This window comes from Cylindrospermopsis sp. CR12 (assembly GCF_001432185.1).
Taxonomy (GTDB): Bacteria; Cyanobacteriota; Cyanobacteriia; order Cyanobacteriales; family Nostocaceae; genus Raphidiopsis; species Raphidiopsis raciborskii.
Genome location: NZ_LMVE01000040.1, coordinates 1 through 21,252 on the forward strand (window position 1 = coordinate 1; position 21,252 = coordinate 21,252).

General features: G+C 43.5%; 12 protein-coding genes. 4 read left to right on the forward strand and 8 right to left on the reverse strand.

Annotated features, from left to right (window positions below; all coding sequences use genetic code 11):
* Nucleotides 1–249 precede the first annotated feature (249 nt).
* The 4 genes from ASL19_RS16600 to ASL19_RS04280 all read right to left on the reverse strand — a co-directional run bounded on the left by ASL19_RS16600 (nucleotide 250) and on the right by ASL19_RS04280 (nucleotide 14,230).
* Nucleotides 250–6,846: an ExeM/NucH family extracellular endonuclease gene (locus tag ASL19_RS16600; RefSeq protein WP_072149087.1), complete on the reverse strand. Its 6,597-nt coding sequence runs from the start codon at nucleotides 6,844–6,846 to the stop codon at nucleotides 250–252.
* An 82-nt stretch (nucleotides 6,847–6,928) separates the two neighbouring features.
* The gene (locus ASL19_RS04270) at nucleotides 6,929–11,185 is read right to left on the reverse strand and encodes a choice-of-anchor I family protein (protein WP_057177420.1); all 4,257 of its coding nucleotides are present in this window, start codon (nucleotides 11,183–11,185) and stop codon (nucleotides 6,929–6,931) included.
* Between the two features lie 199 nt (nucleotides 11,186–11,384).
* Entirely contained in the window at nucleotides 11,385–12,137 is a 753-nt protein-coding gene (locus ASL19_RS04275; RefSeq protein WP_057177421.1) for a GUN4 domain-containing protein, read from the reverse strand.
* Between the two features lie 98 nt (nucleotides 12,138–12,235).
* Nucleotides 12,236–14,230, reverse strand: coding sequence for a DNA polymerase III subunit gamma/tau (locus ASL19_RS04280; RefSeq protein ID WP_057177422.1), 1,995 nt, complete (start codon nucleotides 14,228–14,230; stop codon nucleotides 12,236–12,238).
* A 327-nt stretch (nucleotides 14,231–14,557) separates the two neighbouring features.
* Between ASL19_RS04280 and ASL19_RS04285 the strand changes: the two genes are divergently transcribed.
* From ASL19_RS04285 to ASL19_RS04295, 3 genes are all read left to right on the forward strand, one after another.
* On the forward strand, nucleotides 14,558–15,190 hold the full coding sequence (locus ASL19_RS04285) for a hypothetical protein (protein WP_082604651.1): 633 nt from the start codon (nucleotides 14,558–14,560) through the stop codon (nucleotides 15,188–15,190).
* Nucleotides 15,191–15,757: 567 nt separating this feature from the next.
* Nucleotides 15,758–16,789 (forward strand): 30S ribosomal protein S1, encoded by a 1,032-nt coding sequence (locus ASL19_RS04290; protein ID WP_006278466.1) that lies wholly within the window; start codon nucleotides 15,758–15,760, stop codon nucleotides 16,787–16,789.
* 105 nt (nucleotides 16,790–16,894) lie between these two features.
* Entirely contained in the window at nucleotides 16,895–17,629 is a 735-nt protein-coding gene (locus ASL19_RS04295; RefSeq protein ID WP_006278465.1) for an HAD family hydrolase, read from the forward strand.
* Between the two features lie 19 nt (nucleotides 17,630–17,648).
* On the opposite strand, the gene ASL19_RS04300 is transcribed toward ASL19_RS04295, so the two are convergent.
* Complete coding sequence (locus tag ASL19_RS04300) at nucleotides 17,649–18,860, reverse strand: lipopolysaccharide assembly protein LapB (protein ID WP_057177424.1); 1,212 nt, start codon at nucleotides 18,858–18,860, stop codon at nucleotides 17,649–17,651.
* Between the two features lie 55 nt (nucleotides 18,861–18,915).
* Here ASL19_RS04300 and ASL19_RS04305 point away from each other — a divergent pair, with 55 nt between their 5' ends.
* Nucleotides 18,916–19,695, forward strand: a complete 780-nt coding sequence (locus ASL19_RS04305) for an ATP-binding cassette domain-containing protein (protein ID WP_040009912.1) — start codon at nucleotides 18,916–18,918, stop codon at nucleotides 19,693–19,695.
* 7 nt (nucleotides 19,696–19,702) lie between these two features.
* Here ASL19_RS04305 and ASL19_RS04310 read toward each other — a convergent pair whose 3' ends face one another.
* The 3 genes from ASL19_RS04310 to psb35 are packed head-to-tail and all read right to left on the reverse strand — an operon-like array spanning nucleotide 19,703 to nucleotide 21,052.
* The gene (locus tag ASL19_RS04310; protein WP_006278462.1) at nucleotides 19,703–20,260 is read right to left on the reverse strand and encodes an NUDIX hydrolase; all 558 of its coding nucleotides are present in this window, start codon (nucleotides 20,258–20,260) and stop codon (nucleotides 19,703–19,705) included.
* Between the two features lie 57 nt (nucleotides 20,261–20,317).
* Nucleotides 20,318–20,839, reverse strand: coding sequence for a 2-amino-4-hydroxy-6-hydroxymethyldihydropteridine diphosphokinase (gene folK / locus ASL19_RS04315; protein ID WP_057177425.1), 522 nt, complete (start codon nucleotides 20,837–20,839; stop codon nucleotides 20,318–20,320).
* 18 nt (nucleotides 20,840–20,857) lie between these two features.
* Nucleotides 20,858–21,052 carry a photosystem II assembly protein Psb35 gene (gene psb35 / locus ASL19_RS04320; protein WP_006278460.1) on the reverse strand — a complete coding sequence of 65 codons (195 nt, stop codon included), beginning with the start codon at nucleotides 21,050–21,052 and terminating at the stop codon, nucleotides 20,858–20,860.
* Nucleotides 21,053–21,252 lie beyond the last annotated feature (200 nt).

Consider the following 21,252-nt stretch of genomic DNA (forward strand, 5'->3'; position numbering starts at 1 on the left):
AAAATTAAAGCAATTTCTCCGTAGTCGTGAGGCACGAACATTAGAAGCCCTAAATGAGGCCATGACAAGTGCAGTAAATTATATTACAGCAGAGGATGCGCTTAATTGGTTCAATCATTGTGGTTTATTTACATGAAAACTGCTGTAAGGTATGGTTAGGGTTAAGTTAAAGTATTTCTTCAATAATCTGTGTCTTTGTGGTATAAATTCACCACAAAAACACAAAAGCTCAGGCCAATTTAATCTCTACTAACTGGCCAAAGGATTGGCAAAAACGAAGGTTGCACTTGCAGCGTTCACCCCGTTGAGGGTGGCAATTAACACACCATTTACGCTGATATTACTACCACTCAAGGTTAGATCATCCACGGAGTCGGCCACCTGGTTGGCAATGCCTATTACATCCGTACTGATGGTGTAATCAACAATCGTGTTAGATGCTTTTAATTTGGTGGGGTCATCAGTAAGAATCCAAAACTGATCCGCACCAGCACCACCGGACATTATATTACCTCCACCTTCACCCACGAAAAACCGGTCATCACCATCACCACCGATGGCACGACCATTAACACCGAGGTAGAAGATATCATTCCCCACGCCACCAGAGATCCTGTAGCCACTGGCTTCTGTGGCATCAAATTCGTCATCCCCACTACCACCAAAGGCCCGATCTCCATCGGCCACAGAGATTATATCTGCACCACTGCCAGTGAAGATGCTATTGGAACCAAGACTGGGCTTGGCTCCGCCTATGGGAATATCTACCATATCAGAACCCGCTCCAGTGAATATGATTTGGTTTACACCGGCAAAGTTCACTCCTGCTTTTAAATTGTCTGGGCCAGAGGTTCCACTGATAATTAGAGGAGGTTCGTTAACAGAGGAGACCAGATTAAGTCCCACAATAACCGGGTCATGATCGGAGGATCGGTAAGGGGTAGTACCATCAAAAATAGCAGCATCTCTTCCGAAGTCAAGGTTATAGTCTATCCCATCGGCCTCATCACTGTTGATCGCCCACTCTGTTGCTCCTGTTACCTGCTGTGCTAGGCTTGCACTGGCAAAGGCATAGTCCAGAGTACCGGTTTGACCATCAAACACGTAGGATGCGGTAGTCCCTTGATGAAATGCGGAGGCCAGGTCGATATAGCCAGCATTTTTTAGCACTTTCACCGGATCTTCCTGAGCATAGGCGTTAAAGTCACCAAGGAGCAGATAATCTGAGTCATTCACCTTGGTAGGATTGGTGTTGAGCCAGTCCACTAGCGCCTGGATTGCTTTAGTCCGGGTATTGTTCCAGAAGCCCTGACCATCGTTTTGATCGTAGTCTGGAGAGTTGATGTCTGTTAGTTCAGAAGCGCCTTTAGACTTTAGGTGATTTACTACTACCGTAAATTTTTCGTTAGTTGCTAAATCTTGGAAGGTTTGTGCTACTGCAGGACGGTTACGATCCTGCCCTGTGTTGTTAGGATCCATAAATTCAGAACTATTCAGAATAGCTACATCCCCTAACAGACTCACCGCCATAGGTTTGTAGATCAGTCCCACCGCGATCGCATCACTGCCCACAAACTGAGTTCCTGGATTCACCCAGGCATAGGTTCCAGCGCCAGCTTTTGCATTAAGCTGATTTGTGAGGTACTCAATCCCATTCCCACTAGAACCCGCCAAAAAGTCATTTTCCAGTTCCGCTAAACCTAAAACATCCGCATTGATAGCTAGTAGGGCAGTAACTAGTTTGTCCGTTTGGCGATTAAACTCATCCATGCTGTCCGCACCACGGGGATCTTGACCAATCACCGTATTCACACCAGGCAGATCAATTGTTTTGAAGTAATTAAGGACATTAAAACCCGTAACTTTAATAGAACCACCCACTGTCTTAGGAGTTACAGGACGATCATTTACCTTAGTAAACCTATTCTGACCATCCTGAGTAGATCTTACCCGCCAGGTTGCACCACTGGCAGCATTACCGGCCCACTGATAGCTAAGAACACCAGATAAATCTGTAATTCTATCCCCCATGCGGATATTACTGGCGGTGTTGAATGTAGGACCAAAGCCATCCAGATTCCCAATCAGAGCATTTTGAACACTTAACCCATCATCATAAGTGATGGTGCGGGAACCAACCTCCACCCGGTGTGCTGCATAGCCCGCTACATCCGGGTTATTAAACTGGGTGAACTGTTGGGGGCGATCGCCTTGAGCTAACTTGATCTCGTTAAAGCGATCGAGGTTAAACATCTCCGTCACCGTCAGGGTGTTCGTGAACTTAACTAACATCCCTTCAAAGGCTTCCAAATCTGGCTGAGGCGTTCCCCCTTGGCTGAGGCTAGTGGTAGGAGTGGGTAGGGTAATATTTGCCGCTGTGGGCAGGGTATTGCCAGAACTGATGATGCTAACTGTTGTGGGAGTAAGTTGGGTTTCCCCAAAGAACTCGCTAATCGTTCCTGTGATTTTAACCTTGTCTCCCCGACTGACTGCTACACTAGGATTAGAGCCGTCAAATACAAAAATACCTTCAGACGTAAGTACATTCCCATCTCCATCAGCATCTTCTTCCTGAACGTAAAAGCCGTTCAAGTTCCGCTTAGTGTCTGTATCACCAGCCTGGAAGTCACCTACTACGATTGCTTCGATTGTTACTGTCTGACCATTGAGTGGACTAATATCAGCGCGGCCACCGGCGGAAGTTTGACTGACAGCGTTACCTTGGATTTGGTGGATCTTGATCGGTCCCAAGGTCACCACTTCAGTGCGGAATTTCTGCCAGTTGTCTTGGTTCAAATTCTTGGAAGCAGTGCTGTTGCCATACCAAAAGGTGTCCCCATTATCCACCAATAGTTGAATCTTGCTATCACCAGTGAGGTTCTCAGGAACGGTGACAATGCCCTCAAAACTGCCATTGCTATCCAGGGCCGTGAGATCCGTGGCTCGCAATAGGGGTTTGTCTGTAGGGTTGCCTGTCCATGTGTAAAGACGGAAATCATTGGGAGCGCTATTTGTGGATGCGCCCACAGCTCCTGCAATGATCACATACTGCCCTGTGCTGTTGCGTTCAATGCTGCGAATGCCGCGTCCGCCCAGGTCTAGCTGAATTGGTGCGCCAAAGGTGGCGGATCCTGTAGTACCGCCATTGGTATTGAGAATGGTGCCCAAGTTGGTAACGGGAACGATTAAGGCTTTGGTGCGATCGCCAGTGGGTTCTAGCGGTGTGCGGAATGCCACATATAGGCTATTGCCATCGGGAGAAGTGGTCAAACCTTCGATATTGAAACCATTGACAACGCTTACAGATACACCCGAAGCTGCACTTGCACCAAGTCCAAGGAAGCCTACCCCCAATCCATGACCATTGCTATTGTCCCAAGCGATGAGGTCATCTTCTAAAAATTGATAGTATCCCGCAAAGGTGAGGGTGGTATTCACCCCCGTACCCGTGATGGTGGTGGCAAACAGGCGTTCACGATTGGGAGCATCTTGATTGCTGGAGTTATTACCATGGGAACCGATCCAGTAAATCCTGTTGCCAATTTTCACCGAACCTTCCAGATCCACCTCTGAGGTTAATCCCGTCACAGAACCAAAATCGAAGCTGGTAATTGGTGCGCCCGATTTAGTGCGATCGTAGAGGCGAATGCGTTGATCTTCGTCATCTCCAACCAACATATATTGATCGTCAATGGCAATCGCTGTGGAAGCATCGCTAGTGCCTGTATGGAAGCGAGTAGTATTGGGGCTAACAGAACCTTGGGAAGCCGCGTAATTGATTTTGTAAGTGACAACATTATTGCCATCATTGACTGTCAAGGTGATATCGGAAAAGCCCACACCCGTAGGCGTGATCTTGAGGTTGCGGGTTGTGTCTGTGCCACTCAAAACCAAATTGCCATTGGTGACAACCGTTTGATTGCTGCTACTTACTGTCACAGTAAGATTATTTAAAGACGTATCTGCATCAGCGATCGCAAAGTCAATGCCCAAGGTACTCGCGGGGTCTGTGGGATCACCAATCACCCCACTCAATACGCCTATCCCCGTGGTCGCTAAACTGATCAAAGGTGAAGTGGTATTTTCGGTAATTGAAGGAACTGCGCCCACCGCCACATCATTATCAGTAATGTTCACATTCACCGAGGGAATAGTAATACGGTTGTAGCGCGTATCCGTACTAGTGGCACTATGGCTGATTGCACCCGTATGTGCATCTTCAAACAAATTATCGTCAACCCCAGTCACTGTCACCGTTTGTGCCACATTCCAATTGGCAGGGGTAAAAGTGAGGGAAGTATTAGTTACATTCAATTGGGAACTAGCCACCACATCAACCGTAACATTGGCGGTGGGTTGGCTTCTGAGTACCACTGTGTAGGTGTCAGTTGAAACACCCTCCGTAATGGCAGTATTGCCACCTGACTGCGCTATTAATATTGCGGGACTTGGCACAGACGCACTGCTATAACTACTGGGGTTACCCGTACCACCACTCAGGGAGTTATAAGAATTTAGACCATCGCCAACCGTTGACAAAGCCCATTGGGTAATATCGTTCTTGCCCAAATTGGCCGCCGCTGTCCAAGCGCTGACATTTTGGGTGCGCCCTGTACCGGGGAATCTGGTGCTGTCACCATAGATCAAGCTATCGACAAGGATTCCATTATTGTTGAAGATATTGATTTCATCTTCGCGCCCGAGGTTAACGGTTAAGCCACCGATGATTTTCACTGTTGGTGCAAGTCCCCAATCAGCACGAAAAATCTCCGCTCCAGCTTCCGTAATAATGACCGATTCCCCCGCCTGCAGGATGCCAAAGTCACTAAGTGAAACAGTACCAGCAATTCTTGAGTCATCGTCATAGCTCCATCCTGTCAAATCGATGGCCGTGTTCCCAATATTAGTCAACTCAAAAAATTCACTGCCATTGCCATCGTATTGATATTCCGTAATCCTGATTGCGGGTAGATTAGGAGCAGTATCGTTATCCCCAATGCTGATATTGAGGTTAGGAATAGTAAGACTGTTATAAGTAGAATCATTGCTAGTCACTGTATGGGCGATCGCACCAGTATGGGGCTTGAATTCAAAAATGCTGTCATCAACAGCTCGCACCGTAATTGTTTTAGCAATGCTATCCGTTAAAGCAAGAATTGCTGTGGTTGCAAAATTTACACCATCCGTACTAACCAAAGTCTGCCCATCAGTGACGGTAACATTGATATTTACCGGAGCAGTTGGGGTGGTAGTTAGGGCGAGAGTATAGGTATCAGTTGCGCCACCTTCCATAATGCTAGTGTTGCCACCGGTTTGGGTCAAGACGATGCTTGGCACAGTGCCGATTGCATAGCGTCCAGGATTACCAATATCTCCGCCTGTGGATGTCACCGAACCTTGAGCATCAGCGACAGTAGAGAGTTGCCACTTGGTCGCATCATTCAGCCCCAAATTTGTTACACCTGTCCAAGCGCTGACATTTTGGGTGCGGACAGAACCACTGATCGTGCCATCGTCATAGGTCAGGCGATCAACCCGTTGATTATTCTGATTGTAGATATTGATCTCATCAGCACGCCCCAACCCTTGATTGGAACCTGCAATCACTTTTACCGACGGCGCTAATCCCCAAGCCGTGCGGAAGTCACTGGTATTAGTTGCTTCCGTAAAGATTACCGATTCCCCAGCCTGGACAGTGCCAAAACCGCTTAATGAGAAGGAACCGGGAATTCGCGAATTGTCGTCATAGCTCCAGTCCGTAAGGTCGACCGTTGTATTGCCAATATTGGTTAATTCAACAAATTCACCATTTGCCCCTGAATACATATATTCAGTAATGCGAATCTGAATCGTAGGCGCGGTTTCTGCCTCATTATCAGTAATATTAGCAGTAACATTGGCAACAGATAAACTATTGTAATTAGTATCCGCACTTGTTACCGCGTGGGTCAGTGTACCCGTGTGATTACCCTCAAAGGTAGCATCATTAATCGCTGCTACTGTGACAATTTGGGCAACATTCCAGTCTTGTGGCGTAAACGTGAGACTGGTAATATTAGTAGTGAGTTGTGGACCTGCATTAATGGCGATTGTCACATTCGCGGTGGGTTGACTATTCAGCACCACAGAGTAAGTATCAGTCCCACCACCTTCAGCTAGATCGGTAGAGTTGCCCGACTGGGTAAGGGTTATTCCCGATGCCGAAGCAGTTTGTGGCGTGCCCACAATATTTATATTATCAATACCAATCCATTCATCGTTGCCTGGAGCATTTGTGGTGATAATCCTTACCTGTAATTGAGCTTGGTTTTCTGCTTCTGTGGGCAAAATAGCGCTAACAGGTGTCACCAAATTTGCCAAGCTAGGACCAGAACTGGCATCAGCAACATAACCGCTAGGAATATTCGTGAAATTACCCGTTGTTCCAATGCGATATTGCAAAGCCACCGCCTGCACTGCATTGTCCGTCGAGCCATCAATATCACGCAGGTTATAGGAGATATTGATATTGGTAACACCCAGAGTATTTAGGTGAATTAATAAAAAAGGAGCATCCGCTGTACCGGAACCCTGCAGGGAAACCACAGGATCACTAATTTCAAACTCAGCTACCCCTCCAGTAGTAACTGTATTAGGGTTGGACTGGTTAGCAATGACATTAATAACCCCAGTACCATCGGCAATTACAGTTTGCGGATCAACTCCAGTAGCACTGGTTAAATCATCACCCCTATAACCAATAATACTAGTAATGTTACTCCAGTCATTATTTATTGTAATTCCTGTGGTATCTGTCCAGTTTTGTGTAAAAGCACCCGTTGCTAAATTATGATAAGTGTTACTCATTGTGGTGTGTCTCTGAAGTGAACTAGAGGATTCCTTGTGTCTTTGTGGTCACCACAAAGACACCAAGATTACAGAGCGAGGCTTAGGGTAAATTAGCTGGAGGATTGGCAAAAACGAAGGTTGCACCTGCAGCATTCACTCCGTTAAGGGTAGCAATTAACACACCGTTTAGGCTGATATCACTACCACTGAAGGTCAGGTCGCCCACAGAGCTGGCAAACTGGTTAGTAATGCCTATTACATCCGTACCGACGGTGTAGTCAACAATCCTATTGGGGGTTTGTAAACGGGTCGGGTCATCAGTGAGAATCCAAAACTGATCCGCACCAGCACCACCAGAGATTATATTACCTCCACCTTCACCCACGAAGAACCGGTCATCACCTTCACCACCGATGGCACGACCATTAACACCGAGGTAGAAGATATCATTACCCACACCACCAGAGATCCGGTAGCCAGTGGCTTCTGTGGCATCAAATTCGTCATCCCCACTACCACCAAAGGCCCGGTCTCCATTAGCCACAGAGATTATATCTGCACTACTACCAGTGAAAATGCGATTAGAACCAACATAGGACTTTGCTCCGCCTATGGGGATATCCACTTCGTCTTTGCCAGCACCCGTAAATACCAAGCTATTAAAGCCAGTAAAACCGTTCATGCCAGCTTGGATGGTGTCAGCACTAGGAGTGCCAGTAATCAGACTTGGTTCAGGAATAACCGTGTCTTCCCGGAAGGTGAGGTTTTGAATACGAGTATCAAATGCTGAACCAACATCAGCAACTCTATAGGCGTTAGTGCTAAAGCGATCGCCAAGATACTCAGCTAAAACATCCTGTTCCGTACCAGGAAGGGCAAAGGTAAATTTGCCGGGAGCCAAAGTTAAAGCAGTATCAACCTTGCCATTGCCATTGACATCAGCCGTTTCACCACGCAAATCTACTCGGTTGGCTAGGCTTGCATTTTGCTTGACAAAAGTGGGAAAAGGATAATTGTCACCACCAAGGACAGCAGTAGCACTAGTACCCGCCAGAAAGTTTAGTGTTACCATTCTAAAGCTGCGGTTGGCATCTCCAACTAACACACCATCTTTCACAATGATGTCTACCAATGAGCCATCTTCTTTCACCACTGCTAAATTGCGAACCCGCTCACCTTGTCTACTCACTTCACCAGTCGTACTATTAAACTGAATCGATGCTTTGGTAGGATCAAAGCTAAAGTTTAACCCGGATATCTGGGGAAATTGTCCTGGGGTTGTACCTGGGGCAGTACCCGCTACTGCATGCTCAACTATGTGCTGTAGTTGTTGGGCGGTAACCGTAATTAGTGATAGGTCATTGTTAAAACGCAGGGAGTTCTCAATGTCTAACTGAGACACATCACCTTCCTTTTTATTTGGTGCTAGAGGGTTGGGCTGAGTTGGCAGCTTAACAACATCATCTTTGCTGATTGCTCCTGCACCTGTGCCAATGGCACCGATATTGTCCCGGATACCACCGCCATTTTTTAGGGCGATAACCACGCTGGGATCTAGCTGCTTGGCATACCAAAGATTGGCATCAGCGGTCAAGTTACCAAAGTTGGTTTCTTGGGTGCGCACATCCTCACGAGTACCGTTGAGAAACACACTGGCCTTGCCCACAATTAAGTTGTCTTTACTAGCAAGAAGGTTTTTGATCCCATCAGCGATCGCTACCACATTGGGGTTAGCTACAGCACGAGGATCAACATCACTGCCATAGACGCGATCAACTCCTGCATCATCTGTAGCATAAGCTCCATTAATTGCGCTATCCAGTTTGTTAACCTGAATCACCCCATCCTGGTCAAATTCAGCCACTAAACGCCCGACGTACTTGTAATTAGCATCTGTACTGACCACCAAAATAGGCTTACCATCTGCGCCTGTCTTGACAATGGGATAATCGCCCTTGCTGCTGTCACCTGTTCTCAGCCCATCATTGGCATCAGACAGAATAGTATGGTTCCCCCCCGCGATGATGATATCCACATCTCTCAATCGCTTCGCCAATTCATCCCGCTCAATAGTCAACTGCTGCATGTGAGCTAACAAGATAATCTTGTTAATACCCTGTGCTTTGAGTATATCTACAGAAGTCTGAATTTCCGCAGCTAATGCGTCATAGTCAATGGGGTTAGCTGGCTTAACTATAGTGCTACCACTTGAAGAAATATTTGCCAAAGTTGGTGTAGTTGCACCTACAATGCCAATTCTTTGGTCGTCAGCAGTGCCAGTAATACCATCAATACCTGCAACATTGATGATGGTACTTTTAGCAATTTTACCCTTAATAGAGCTGGCATCAGCGGTATTTTGGTTAGCGGCCAGGTCAGTTGCACTGAGGTTACCTGCTGTAATTTCAGGGCTAAAATCCAGGTTAGTACTCAAATAGGGGAAGTTGGTCCCTGGGTTACCACTTCCTGTCCTGAGAATATCACGCACTTGTCTCACACCCAGGTCAAACTCATGGTTGCCCAATGCGGAAGCTTGAATGCCAATCCCATTCAGAATACCAATATCACCGCGTCCAATGACTGGAGTAGTGCTAGATCCCAATCCACCTACATTATTCAAGCTGGTATCGCTGGAAGCATTGAAAAATGCACCTGGGATGTAGTTATCGCCAGAAGAGAGAATCAGTGTGTTTGTTTTGTACTTAGGATCATCCTTGAGTTTATTGACAACAGCTGAAAAGCCAATTGCATCGGTAACAGCAGGAATGCCACCCTCAAAGTCTGAACCATGGAGAACTTGCAGGGTGAAGTTGCCTGTACTAGTTATAGCTGCTACAGTTTCAAATACACTAACAGTGTTGCTGACTTCATTGGCAGTAATTACTAATGGTTTGCCAGTAGGACTATCAACGGACGGGACAAAAATCAACCCCTCTGCGCTACGATCTTCAGCAGTATTAACATACTGCACAAATGTTGGGTTACTGGCATTAGTAATATCATAGACGATTACATCACCAACGCGCTCTAAACCAACAAAGGCATAGGTACGCCCATCAATCACGCCAACAGTCACACCCTCTGGTTCGGGACCTTTGTTATCACTGCGGGTATCGAATCCTACATTAGGTGTACCATCGGAGTTAAACCCTGTGGGATTAAATTGGGCAGTGAGTTTCTCTAACTGATCACCACTGTCAAAGATCAAGTTGCCACTGCTATCCCAAATGGTGAAGGATCTAGCTCCAAAGGCTTGAATTTGGTCAAAGTCACCATCACCATCCGTATCACCTGATTTGTTGCTAACTACCAAACGACCAAGTTTCTCAGGTTTTTTCAGGTCACTAGCGTTGGGGAAAACTGTAGGATCTAGTACGTAGGAAGCGTCTCCAACTCTTGACTCCTCATTGAAAATCGTCCCTTCATTGCCAAAGGAATTATTAGAGGTGGGACGTACCCGGGAATCACCTTCATTGGCTGTAATATAGTAGGTTTGACCATTGCTAATGAAACTGGCGATCGCATCAGGTTGATACATGCCAAATACTGGCCAGTTAGCAATATTTATCTTACCACCTCCACTCGAGGTGCCATTAACATCTCTATCACTAGGGTCAATACCATTACTAAGCAGATTATGATTCTTTAGCCCCAGAGGTTTGATGCTGGTAATTGTGGCACTAGCAACGTCAAGAAAGGCGATCGCATTGGCTTCTTGTAGGGTAATTGCAGCGGTTAAACCATCGGGGGAAATGGCAATATACTCGGGTTCCACATCTTGCGATAGGGTTGTATTGTTCCCAATAACCCGCAGTCCTTGGGATCTTAGGGTAGCCAATTGACTATCAAAAGCGTTAAACTTAGCTTCCTGGACGGTAGCATTAGCTGGACCATTGGTTAGGTCAATGATGCTAACAGAACCTTCTGGATCAGAACTATAGTTCTCATTCGGTTCCCCTTCATTAGCCACTAAAACCTTCTTACCATCAGGGGTAAAGGTGAGCATATCAGGTAAGAAACCGACTTCCACGGAATTAATGAAGTTACCATTGCCACCATCAAAAAAGCTAACCCGACCGCGCTGATGAGTTCCTGTGGCCGTATCTTTTATTTCGTAGGCAACTGCCACTATTCCATTTTTAATCGCAATGCTATTAGGCGCAGCTGTTCCAGAAGTAGGAGTAAACCCAGGGGTCAGTTTTCCAACACTGGTTAATGCCCCTGTTGTAGTCACTGTATAGATATCTACAACACTAGCAGCAACAACATACAGACGTTTACTGATAGAGTCAAACGCGGGAATTTCTGAATTGGTTGTACTAGTGGCACCACCAACCTTATTTAGTCTAATTGCCATATTCGTCCATCTCCTCTAAATATACCAATATTTTAACTGAAAATCCATAAATTTCTGGGTGATAGCTCAAGACAGTTAAAGACTTTCTTAAGAACAAACAACTAGAGAATATACAAGATTAGGATAGACAGTCGGTTTAAGATAAGGTTATAGTTAGGTTAAAAATTAAAAAATGGCAATTTTATGGGAAACTCTAATTTTATAGTCCATCATCTACATCTCCCCACAGGGGTAAATGACCAACTGGTGCGGTTATGGCAAAGTTAATATGGGAGTAGTCAAGCCATTTTCCTTCTCTTCTCCATCCCACCTGATCTCCAAATGCTCTCCAAATTAGAAGATCGTAGTTTTTACCCCCTCCCAAACTCTGATATATTCGTCGCTGGACGGAGAAACCAAATTTTCCACCACTGTGTTCTAACCATAATTGGTCAATGGTATGCAGGTCAAAACAGGGAAAATTCTCAATGTCCTGTAACTGTAAGTACCCTTGTTCCGTTCGTTTTGCCACTGTCAACATGATCTTTTCCGTTTCCAAATCTGCTTCTTTCCAGTTCTTCTCCTTGAGTAATTTGTTTAGCTGTGTATAAATATTAACTGCTGGTTCATCCGCTTTTAGTGATGACCCTTGAGAGGTATGAGATGTGTCCGTGATTAGTGTTTTGTTGTTATTCAGAGAGCTGATTAATCCACTACATTTAAATAATAGACTATAGACTACATCTTTGACCTCTGGGTTTTCTTGTTTGTCGTTGAGAATGCAAAGGAGAAATTTTGTCCCCTCCTTTCCGTAGTTTAAGGCTTGCTGCATTATTTCTGTCTTTCTGTTAAGTGGAGAGCTGTAATAGTTGATTATCAATTCTCCTATTCCACTTCCAGCAGGATTGTTTGGTACGTTATTGATACTAGTTAGGGCGGCATCGTATTTGGACAATTCTATTATGTTACTCATGAATACAGTAGCAGATAGTTTTTACATGGTTCTGACTACAACAGTTTTCATGAGATTACGGTTTGATCGGCACATTTATCACCTTACATGGGTGGTTACTACTCATAGTCATCCAGATTGTATACTTCTAGGTCGCTATCCATTGATGCACCAATTTCTGCTAGGTCAAAGTTGTCATCTGTGAGCTGAGTTATTTGTCCCGAGAAGAATTCAGCCAAACTTTTAGCTGCTTTAGCTACTTGACTGTCGTCCTGGTTGGAAACTGACCCATTAGATTTAGGTAATTGATTGGTTATGACTATGGGTTCTGGTTCCCTGTTGTGTTGAGGGGATGGAGTGCTTGGATTAGGCGTCAACTTATTGACTAGTGGTGGGTTACTAGCTAGATTATTAACTACTGTGTGAACTGTTTCAATTTTGGGTGATGGGGTTGGTTGTGGTGCTGGTTGATATGTTGGTGTGGTTAGTGATTGATAAACACGGGTCGAATCTTCTGGTATGGAATTTCTTCTGGTGGTGCTACCGGAATTTGTCTTTTCTAACTGAATCTGAATATGACGCTGAAAGGTCTGATGAAAGGCATTTTGAATAATCCCTAGGTCGGATTTACCTTTCTCGTACCATGCTTGTTTAATGCCAATCTTGGCTAAATTACCATCGAATTCTAATAGTTGACTCATCTGACGGAGCATTTCTCTCCTGGATGCTGGTTGAAGATTGCCCAGCACTTGATACCAAATTTGATTTAGGTCGTGTTCGGATGATGGTGGTATTGCTTCTGATGAGCTGGATGTAGCTTGTTCTAAATAATTAGGGGAATGCTGGGGATTATGGGTGGGTAGTGATGAAGAACTGGATACTAAATTAGGGGTTGCTTGTTGATGGGCTTGTTGATAGGCTTGTTTATAAATAGGGGATGGTGGTACATTGTAGTTAATCCCATTCTGGTTTTGTATAGTCGCTGGATAGACTGATGGGCTAGATGGAGCTACCATGGAACTCTGGGTAATGGGTAGCATTCCCAGTAGTGTCACTTCTAGCCATAAACGTGGCTGGGTGGTACTCTTTAATTGCACCTCGGCTGTTCTTAATTGTTGCTGTCCACGTAAAATAAATGTTATGTCTAATTTAGCTGCAAAGCTAACTAATTGTTGCCATGTTTCTTGAGTACAACTCACTAGATCCTGACGGCTAGAGGCAGTTTTAGCTATCAGTAAATCTCGGTAAAAAGCCCCCAGGTTTTGCAGAATAATTAGGGGTTCTCTACCTCTGTCTAAAATATTGCGCGTGTGATCTAATACCTTCTCACTATCATTTTGAGCGATCGCCTGTAATAGGGCAAATAAGTCCTTTTCGCTAACGGATCCGACTAGATCCCAAACCTGCTCTGGGGAAACTTCTCCGGGTAGTAAAGCCAATTGGTCTAATAAACTTTCAGCATCTCGTAAACCCCCCTGAGATATTTGGGCGACTAGGGTAATAGCGTCTTGGGAAATAGGGATATTTTCATTATAAGCGATTTTAGATAAATGTTTTACCATTGCTTCCAACTGAATTCGGCGAAAGTCAAATCTTTGACAACGGGAAATAATAGTTGGCAATACTCTTTGAGGGTCAGTTGTAGCCAGGACAAAAACTACGTGTTTAGGTGGTTCCTCCAAGGTTTTAAGTAGTGCATTAAATGCTGCTGCACTTAACATGTGACACTCATCAATTACATAAACCTTATATCGACACTGTACGGGGGCGAATTGGGCCTTTTCTATTAGTTCGCGAATATTATCTACACCCGTATTACTAGCAGCGTCAATTTCAATCACGTCGAGGGAATAACCCTTGGTAATGCCTTGACAAGTGTCACATACACCGCAGGGGGTAGGAGTGGGATGACCAGTTTGGAGACAATTTAATGATTTAGCTAGAATCCGGGCACTGGAAGTTTTCCCTGTACCTCTGGGACCTGTAAATAAATAAGCTGGAGCAATCTTAACCAAACTAATAGCATTTGTTAGCGTGGTAGCAATTACTTCCTGTCCAACCAGTTCAGCAAAACTCTTGGGGCGATACTTATGATGTAGGGGCTCGTAGGACATGGGTTGGCTAGTTTCTATACCAGAATATAATTAGATGAACTTCGACCAGTCAATAGGCTTTAATTCTAGGCAATTTTGAAACATTATCAGTAAAGATTTAACCGTGTTAAACCTATTTAGTAGAAAACTACAGAAATGGGAGATTCTAATCGGATGCTGCCCAACGATTATAACTCACTCTTGAGAAATAGGTTTTCCAACAAAATTTTTGATTTAAAGGAGGTTCCAGAACTCCTACCTGGCTAAAGCTATATAATGTTTACCGGATTGTGTCAATAAAGGTAAACCTTTGCTTCCAAACTTATCCAAAATTAAATGATAGAACAGATGTTAAACCGTGTAATTAAATGGCTTAAACAAATTTTAAAAAGAGTGTTTCAAGCTTTATCAGGTCAAAGACGTAGATCTAGCCAGGCGCCACAAAATGGCGAAAAAAAGACTATACCCCCCCTAAGTGACACAGATCTAGAATTTTTGTTCACAGAACTTTTGGCAGGGGTTCGTCAGGCCAAGGGACGCACTTGGGCGCGAAACTGGTTAGATCAGATTGAACATCGGGTCACTACTGAGCAATGGTTAGACTGGTTACGCAAATTTGGTAATAAATTATTAAAATCCAAAAATCCCCACAACGAGATAGCATCTCGTCTAGTACAGTTAGGGGAGTTAGATGTGGGTGAGGTAGGTGATCTAGCCTACGAGATAGGCATGGAATTATTAACCCGCACTCCCATAGAACCAATATGGGAATATGATGGACCAGACGACGAGATAGTAGGAACTCCAGCAGGGGAAAACCTATCCCCAGAAGAACAAATAGTAACTCAGGATGACTTATTGGCTATTTTGCGGGAAAATGAACCCCTGCGCCGACAAATATCCCAAGATCTACAAATAGACTCGGATGATCCCCAGGTGATTCTTGAGGGTATAATCGACCAAGCAAAAGAGAATCTCTAAGTCGCTTTTAAGCTTCTCCGGTCTAAAGACACGGAGATTTCTGAAGAGTCCATAAACGAACTTTCTGAGGCTGGCTTAAACAGCCTCTACTGATTCTGCTAAAATTAATTCTTAGCATCACCGCTACTTTAAGTTGATTTCGAAAGTATAGCCTCAGATAAGACCTACTTGTCAATAGCAGCCACAAAATAACATAAAGACAACACTGGAATATTGAAGATCCGCATCACGGTTAAATATCAAGGCGAATAAATTCGCCGTTGGCACTTCCTGTCTAAAGCCAAGTGGCTTCCGTGCCTTTCGGCGATTTTCTTGTGATTCTCCAAGAGTTGAAAAAAATTTTTAGATGTGATAGAATAATCTGTCTGGAAGATAATATGTGTAAGCCTAGCTTCCGGGCTAGGATCAGGTAAGGATGTAAGTGTAGATTTACAAGGAACTGGCAAAGAACCACCCTGTGGGATAGCTTAACTAGTTTTTTGCTACACTACAAACAATCGCCTTATGGCATATAGATCGTTAACTTTGACAAAAACTTACGGAGACTAGAACCAGGAACAAATCAGCATGGTCAATCAGAACTTAACCGCCAAAGAAATTGGATTTACTCACGAAGATTTCGCTGCTCTACTTGATAAGTACGATTATCACTTCAGCCCTGGTGATATTGTACCAGGTACAGTGTTTAGTATAGAGCCGCGTGGCGCTCTGATTGACATTGGTGCTAAAACAGCAGCATACATACCTATACAGGAAATGTCTATTAACCGGGTGGATGCCCCGGAAGAAGTCTTACAATCAAATGAAACGCGGGAATTTTTCATTCTCACTGATGAAAACGAAGATGGTCAGTTGACTCTGTCTATTCGTCGTATTGAATACATGAGAGCATGGGAAAGAGTGCGGCAATTACAGAAAGAAGATGCCACTGTCCGTTCTGATGTTTTTGCGACTAATCGTGGCGGTGCATTAGTACGAATCGAGGGACTCAGGGGTTTCATTCCAGGTTCCCATATTAGCACTCGCAAGCCCAAAGAAGAACTAGTAGGGGAACAATTGCCCTTAAAATTCCTAGAAGTGGATGAGGAGCGTAACCGCTTGGTCCTCTCCCATCGTCGGGCACTGGTTGAACGTAAGATGAACCGCTTGGAAGTGGGAGAGGTAGTAATTGGCACTGTTCGCGGTATCAAACCTTATGGTGCATTTATTGATATTGGTGGTGTAAGCGGATTACTGCACATTTCTGAAATCTCTCAGGAACATATAGATACGCCTCATAGTGTATTTAATGTAAATGACGAAGTTAAAGTCATGATCATTGATTTAGATGCTGAGAGAGGTCGTATTTCTCTATCTACCAAGCAATTGGAGCCTGAACCCGGGGACATGATTAAGAATCGTGATTTAGTCTATGACAAGGCTGAAGAAATGGCAGCTAAGTATAGGGAACAAATGTTAGCTAAACAGCAGGGTATTGCCGTTGCACCAGTGGAAGGAGCAGAAACCGCACCGGTGGAAGAACTAGAAGTAGTTGCCCAAACAGAAATTCCACCAGCAATTGAAGTGGAAGAAGAAATCCCGGTGGCCGTGGAAGAGTAACATATCTGTAGCAAAACACTTAAACAAGAGGGGAATTACCCTCTTTTTTGTTTTTGCTAACTAGCGTTGTTAATCTTAATTAATTTTATGGGGGTTAAGCTCTAAATGGCTACTATTAAATGTGGTAACGTTGTATTTTCAGATATTCAGGCAGTTTTATTCGATAAAAACGGTACTTTAGAAGACTCAGAAGATTTTTTAAGATCCCTAGGTCAAAAGGCAGTAAGACTAATAGACGCACAAATTCCGGGTATTGGGGAACCATTGTCAATGGCGTTGGGGATTAGTGGAGATGTTTTGGATTTAACAGGTTTAATGGCCGTAGCCAGTCGTAAGGAAACGGAAATTGCTGCTGCTGCTTACATTGCTGAAACTGGTAGAGGATGGTTTGATTGTTTAAAAATCGCCCGTCAAGCTTTAGAAGAAGCTCATGAATATATTGGACAAAACCCATGCCCTTTATACCCAGGAGTTTTAGATCTGTTGGAGTTATTATCATCCCAGGGAATAAAACTGGGGATTCTTTCAGCTGCGAGCACTAGAGGTGTGGAGCAGTTTGTCACTTGTTATGGTTTGAGAGACTATCTAGAATTAGAAATGGGAGTGGATGAGGGCCTTGGTAAACCAGATCCTAGATTGTTTCTACAAGCTTGTCAGACTTTAGGTGTGCAGCCTCAAAATGCTTTAATGGTAGGGGATTCTATAGGTGATATGCAAATGGCACGAGATGCTAAAGCAGGGGGTTGTATAGGGATTATCTGGAACAATAACTTGGCACAGGTACGGGGAGCGGATGTGGTTATCCATCAACTTACTGACATCCAAGTTTTAACGGACTAATGGTCGTGATCTCGAAATCTCACGGTTTCAATCCAGCAATTTTCTGGACAAAATAACCCTCTTGGTATTTTAGTTCTCGGGCAATTTTTAATCCCTGCTCAAAAGCTATTAAAGCGTTGGCACTTTCTTCTTTCTGTAGATAAATATCCCCCAGCTGATCATAGGCTTGCATTAGTCCGTAATAATTTCTGCCTAGGGTTTGGGTTTCTAGTAGAATTTTACTAGCTTGTAATGCTTCTCGAGTTTGATTTTGCGAACGATAAAGATCAATGAGTTTTTCTAATGCTTCACCAGCACTTAGATACATTTGTAATTGCCAAGCAATAATATAAGCTTCTTGATAACTGTTCAATGCTGGTTGAAGAAGGGAGGGATTTTGTGGTACTAGGGACTGATAATTTTCTGCTATTGCTATTTTTAACCGGGGAATTGCCTCCTGTTTGTCTTGTTGATTGTAAATTGATGCTAACTGATTGAGTATGTCAATTGCTTTAAGAGGTTGTTTACTTTGTTCAAAAGTATAAGCCAATTGTTGTAAGTACCTTAATTGATTGGTTCTATCACCTCTGGTTACTGCTAAATTCAGTAGTTCTTGATATGTGATGGCAGCTTGGGAATAATTAAACCAATTTAGATGTAACTCACCTATTTGATTGAGAGTTTCTACCTCAGCAACCGGGTCATTTTCACGTTTGACCAAACTTAGAACCTGCTCATAAACCTTCACTGCTAACTGGGGAGAACGCAAATTTTGATATGCTATCCCTAGCGATCGCCATAATTGTAAATCAGCATTTTTTTCATTCCGTAACTGGGTTTCAATTTTCCGTAAGCTCTCCGTGATATACTGTACTTGTTCTCGATTATTTTCTCGCCAAGCAATTGCACCTACTCTTGATATTGCTTGTACTTGTGATGGCATTCCTAAAAATCGCCTTAGTCGCAATTCTCGATTCCATATAGAAAAAGCATTTTCTTGATCTCCACTTTCTAACCTGATTCTAGCCTGTTGATTCAACTCATCTAAGGCAGCTTCTAAGGTTTTTAATTCTTCCGTAGTTAATGGTTTTTCTTTGACATTACTCCTAATGAGGGAGTCTGGTATATTAGTTTCTAGGGGATTAGGGGAAAACTTATCTATTGTTGGTTTTCGATTTTGTGCCAGTGTGACAAAACTTGACAAATGCCAGACAATAATACTAATTACTACATACTTTAATGATTTGAGCATAAACCACCCACCTCCTGTAAATAAACCGTGAAACTACCATATTTAGGCCTCTTTTATGAGTAAACTCATCCCCGCCCTCAGCATCAAAAATTTTAACTTTTATTACAACAGTCGAAAAATCCTTGAGGGTGTATCAATGAATATATCTCAAAACAAAATCACAGCCATGATTGGGCCTAGCGGTTGTGGAAAATCGACTTTTCTAAAATCTCTTAACCGTATGAGTGAACTAGAAGGAGAAGTGAAATTAGAAGGAACAGTAGAATTTTTTGGACAAAATATCCATGGTAAACGGGTAAATTTAAATCGTCTTCGCCGTCAGATTAGTATAATCTATGCCATACCAAATCTTTTTCCCATGAGCATCTATGACAATGTGGTCTACGGGGTGAAATTAATTGGCTGGCGTCCCAAAGCAGAATTAGATGAAATAGTAGAGATGGCACTCAAGAGGGCAAATATTTGGGATGAGTTGAAAAATAAACTGCACAAATCGGCCTTAGAATTGTCTATGGGACAACAACAAAGACTTTGTATTGCCCGATCCCTAGCGGTAAAACCACAGGTACTATTAATAGATGAATTTTGTCTAGGACTAGACCCCATTGCCATTAAAAAGATGGAAGAACTCATAGAGTGTTTGCGATCGGAGTTAACAATTGTCTTTGTTTCTCACAATATCCAACAGGTTTTAAGACTATCAGATTTTACTGCCATATTTCAATACAATCAAAATCATGTTGGGAAGCTGGCGGATTTTGGTCCTAGCAAAAGAATCATAGCCAATAGTTTTCACTATCGGACTCGGGATTCTATAGGTAGCTATTGGCGATAGGTAAGTTTTAAGGTTTTAGCATCAAAAACGAACGAGCTAAGAAAAAGCTAGTAACGGTTTTAGCGTCTACAGGCTCTCCTCTATCAATAGCGGCTTCTAATTCTGCAGGGGCTAAAAACACAGTTTCAATATCTTCATCTTCATCTTGCTGGGGGGGTGTTTCCAGTTTTTCTAAATCCCGAGCTAAAAAAGCATAGATAATTTCATCGGAATAACCAGGGGCTAGGAAAAATTCTCCTAACTTGTCCCACTGATGAGCTTTGTAACCAATTTCTTCTTGAATTTCTCTTTGTACTGTTGTCAAGGGCTTTTCATTGGGTTCCACAGTACCAGCAGGAAATTCTAGCAACCTTCCCTGAACTGCAAAACGATATTGGCGCACCAGAATTAATTTGCCATCATCAGTAACTGGGATGGCTAAAGCACCACCAGGATGACGAATACATTCCCATTCTCCTTCCGACTTGTTAGGTAACCGTAAACGACTCACTTCAAAGTCGAATTTGCGACCCTTATGGAATAAACGTTGCTTAAGCAACTGTGGCAATTCTCTACCTAATGGCATAATAAAGTTCTAATTTTGGCAACTACTAGGAATACATACGGGGAGTAAGTGGTACAATCAGGGCCTTTGAATAATAATTTTCACAGCTGGACCACTAACCCAGTGTACATCAGAATGGTCTACATTTCTCAATAGATTCCTAATTGTCATTCCAGATATGGGATCTTGCCAATCTCCAGCAATTTCTTCTAAGGGAACTAGTACAAAACCTCGTTCATACATTCGCGGATGGGGGATTTCCAGGTCAGACTGATTTAAAATCAGATTATCATACATTAACAAGTCCAAGTCTAAGGTTCTTGCTCCCCAACGTTCTAGGCGCACGCGACCGAACTTTTGTTCTACTGCCAATAATATAGCTAATAGATTCTGAGGTGACATTGTTACCTCAAGTATAGCACAAGCATTTAAATAATCTGGTTGAGATGGACCCACAGCTTTAGTTTTATAAAAACTAGATATAGCTTTTATAATTAAGCCTGGGGTTTGAGATAATGTGTCTAAACATGCTAATAAGATATTGGCTGAATCGCCCAGGTTACTGCCTAGGGCAATTGCAGTTTTATGAGTACCCCCCATGGTTTTGAGCAGTTTTGATTATTCCTTATCAATCTTGGGAAGAAAATCAGGACGATCCTTACTTTCCCAACCTGGGGGGCGTTTGGAATTATACCAGGCGATCGAACCAATAGTAACTGCAGCAACAAAGCCAACCACATAGACTAAGGTGAAGGCCAATGGAAACTGATTTCCAGTGGACACAGGCGCTGCTTCTAGTAATATTAAACTCATGAGTGTTTTATCCCACTGCTTATAATATATGACTTTACTATAATCTCACATATTATAGGCATAGTTCAGTAAATATTAAGAATCAGGTTTGAGTCGTTCTCGCCAAGATGGTTGTCTAGCTGGGGAATTGGGAGAATTATTGACGGAATTTCTGTTTTCCCCGGTTGAGGATGGCACGGTCTGCACGTCATTGCGACGAC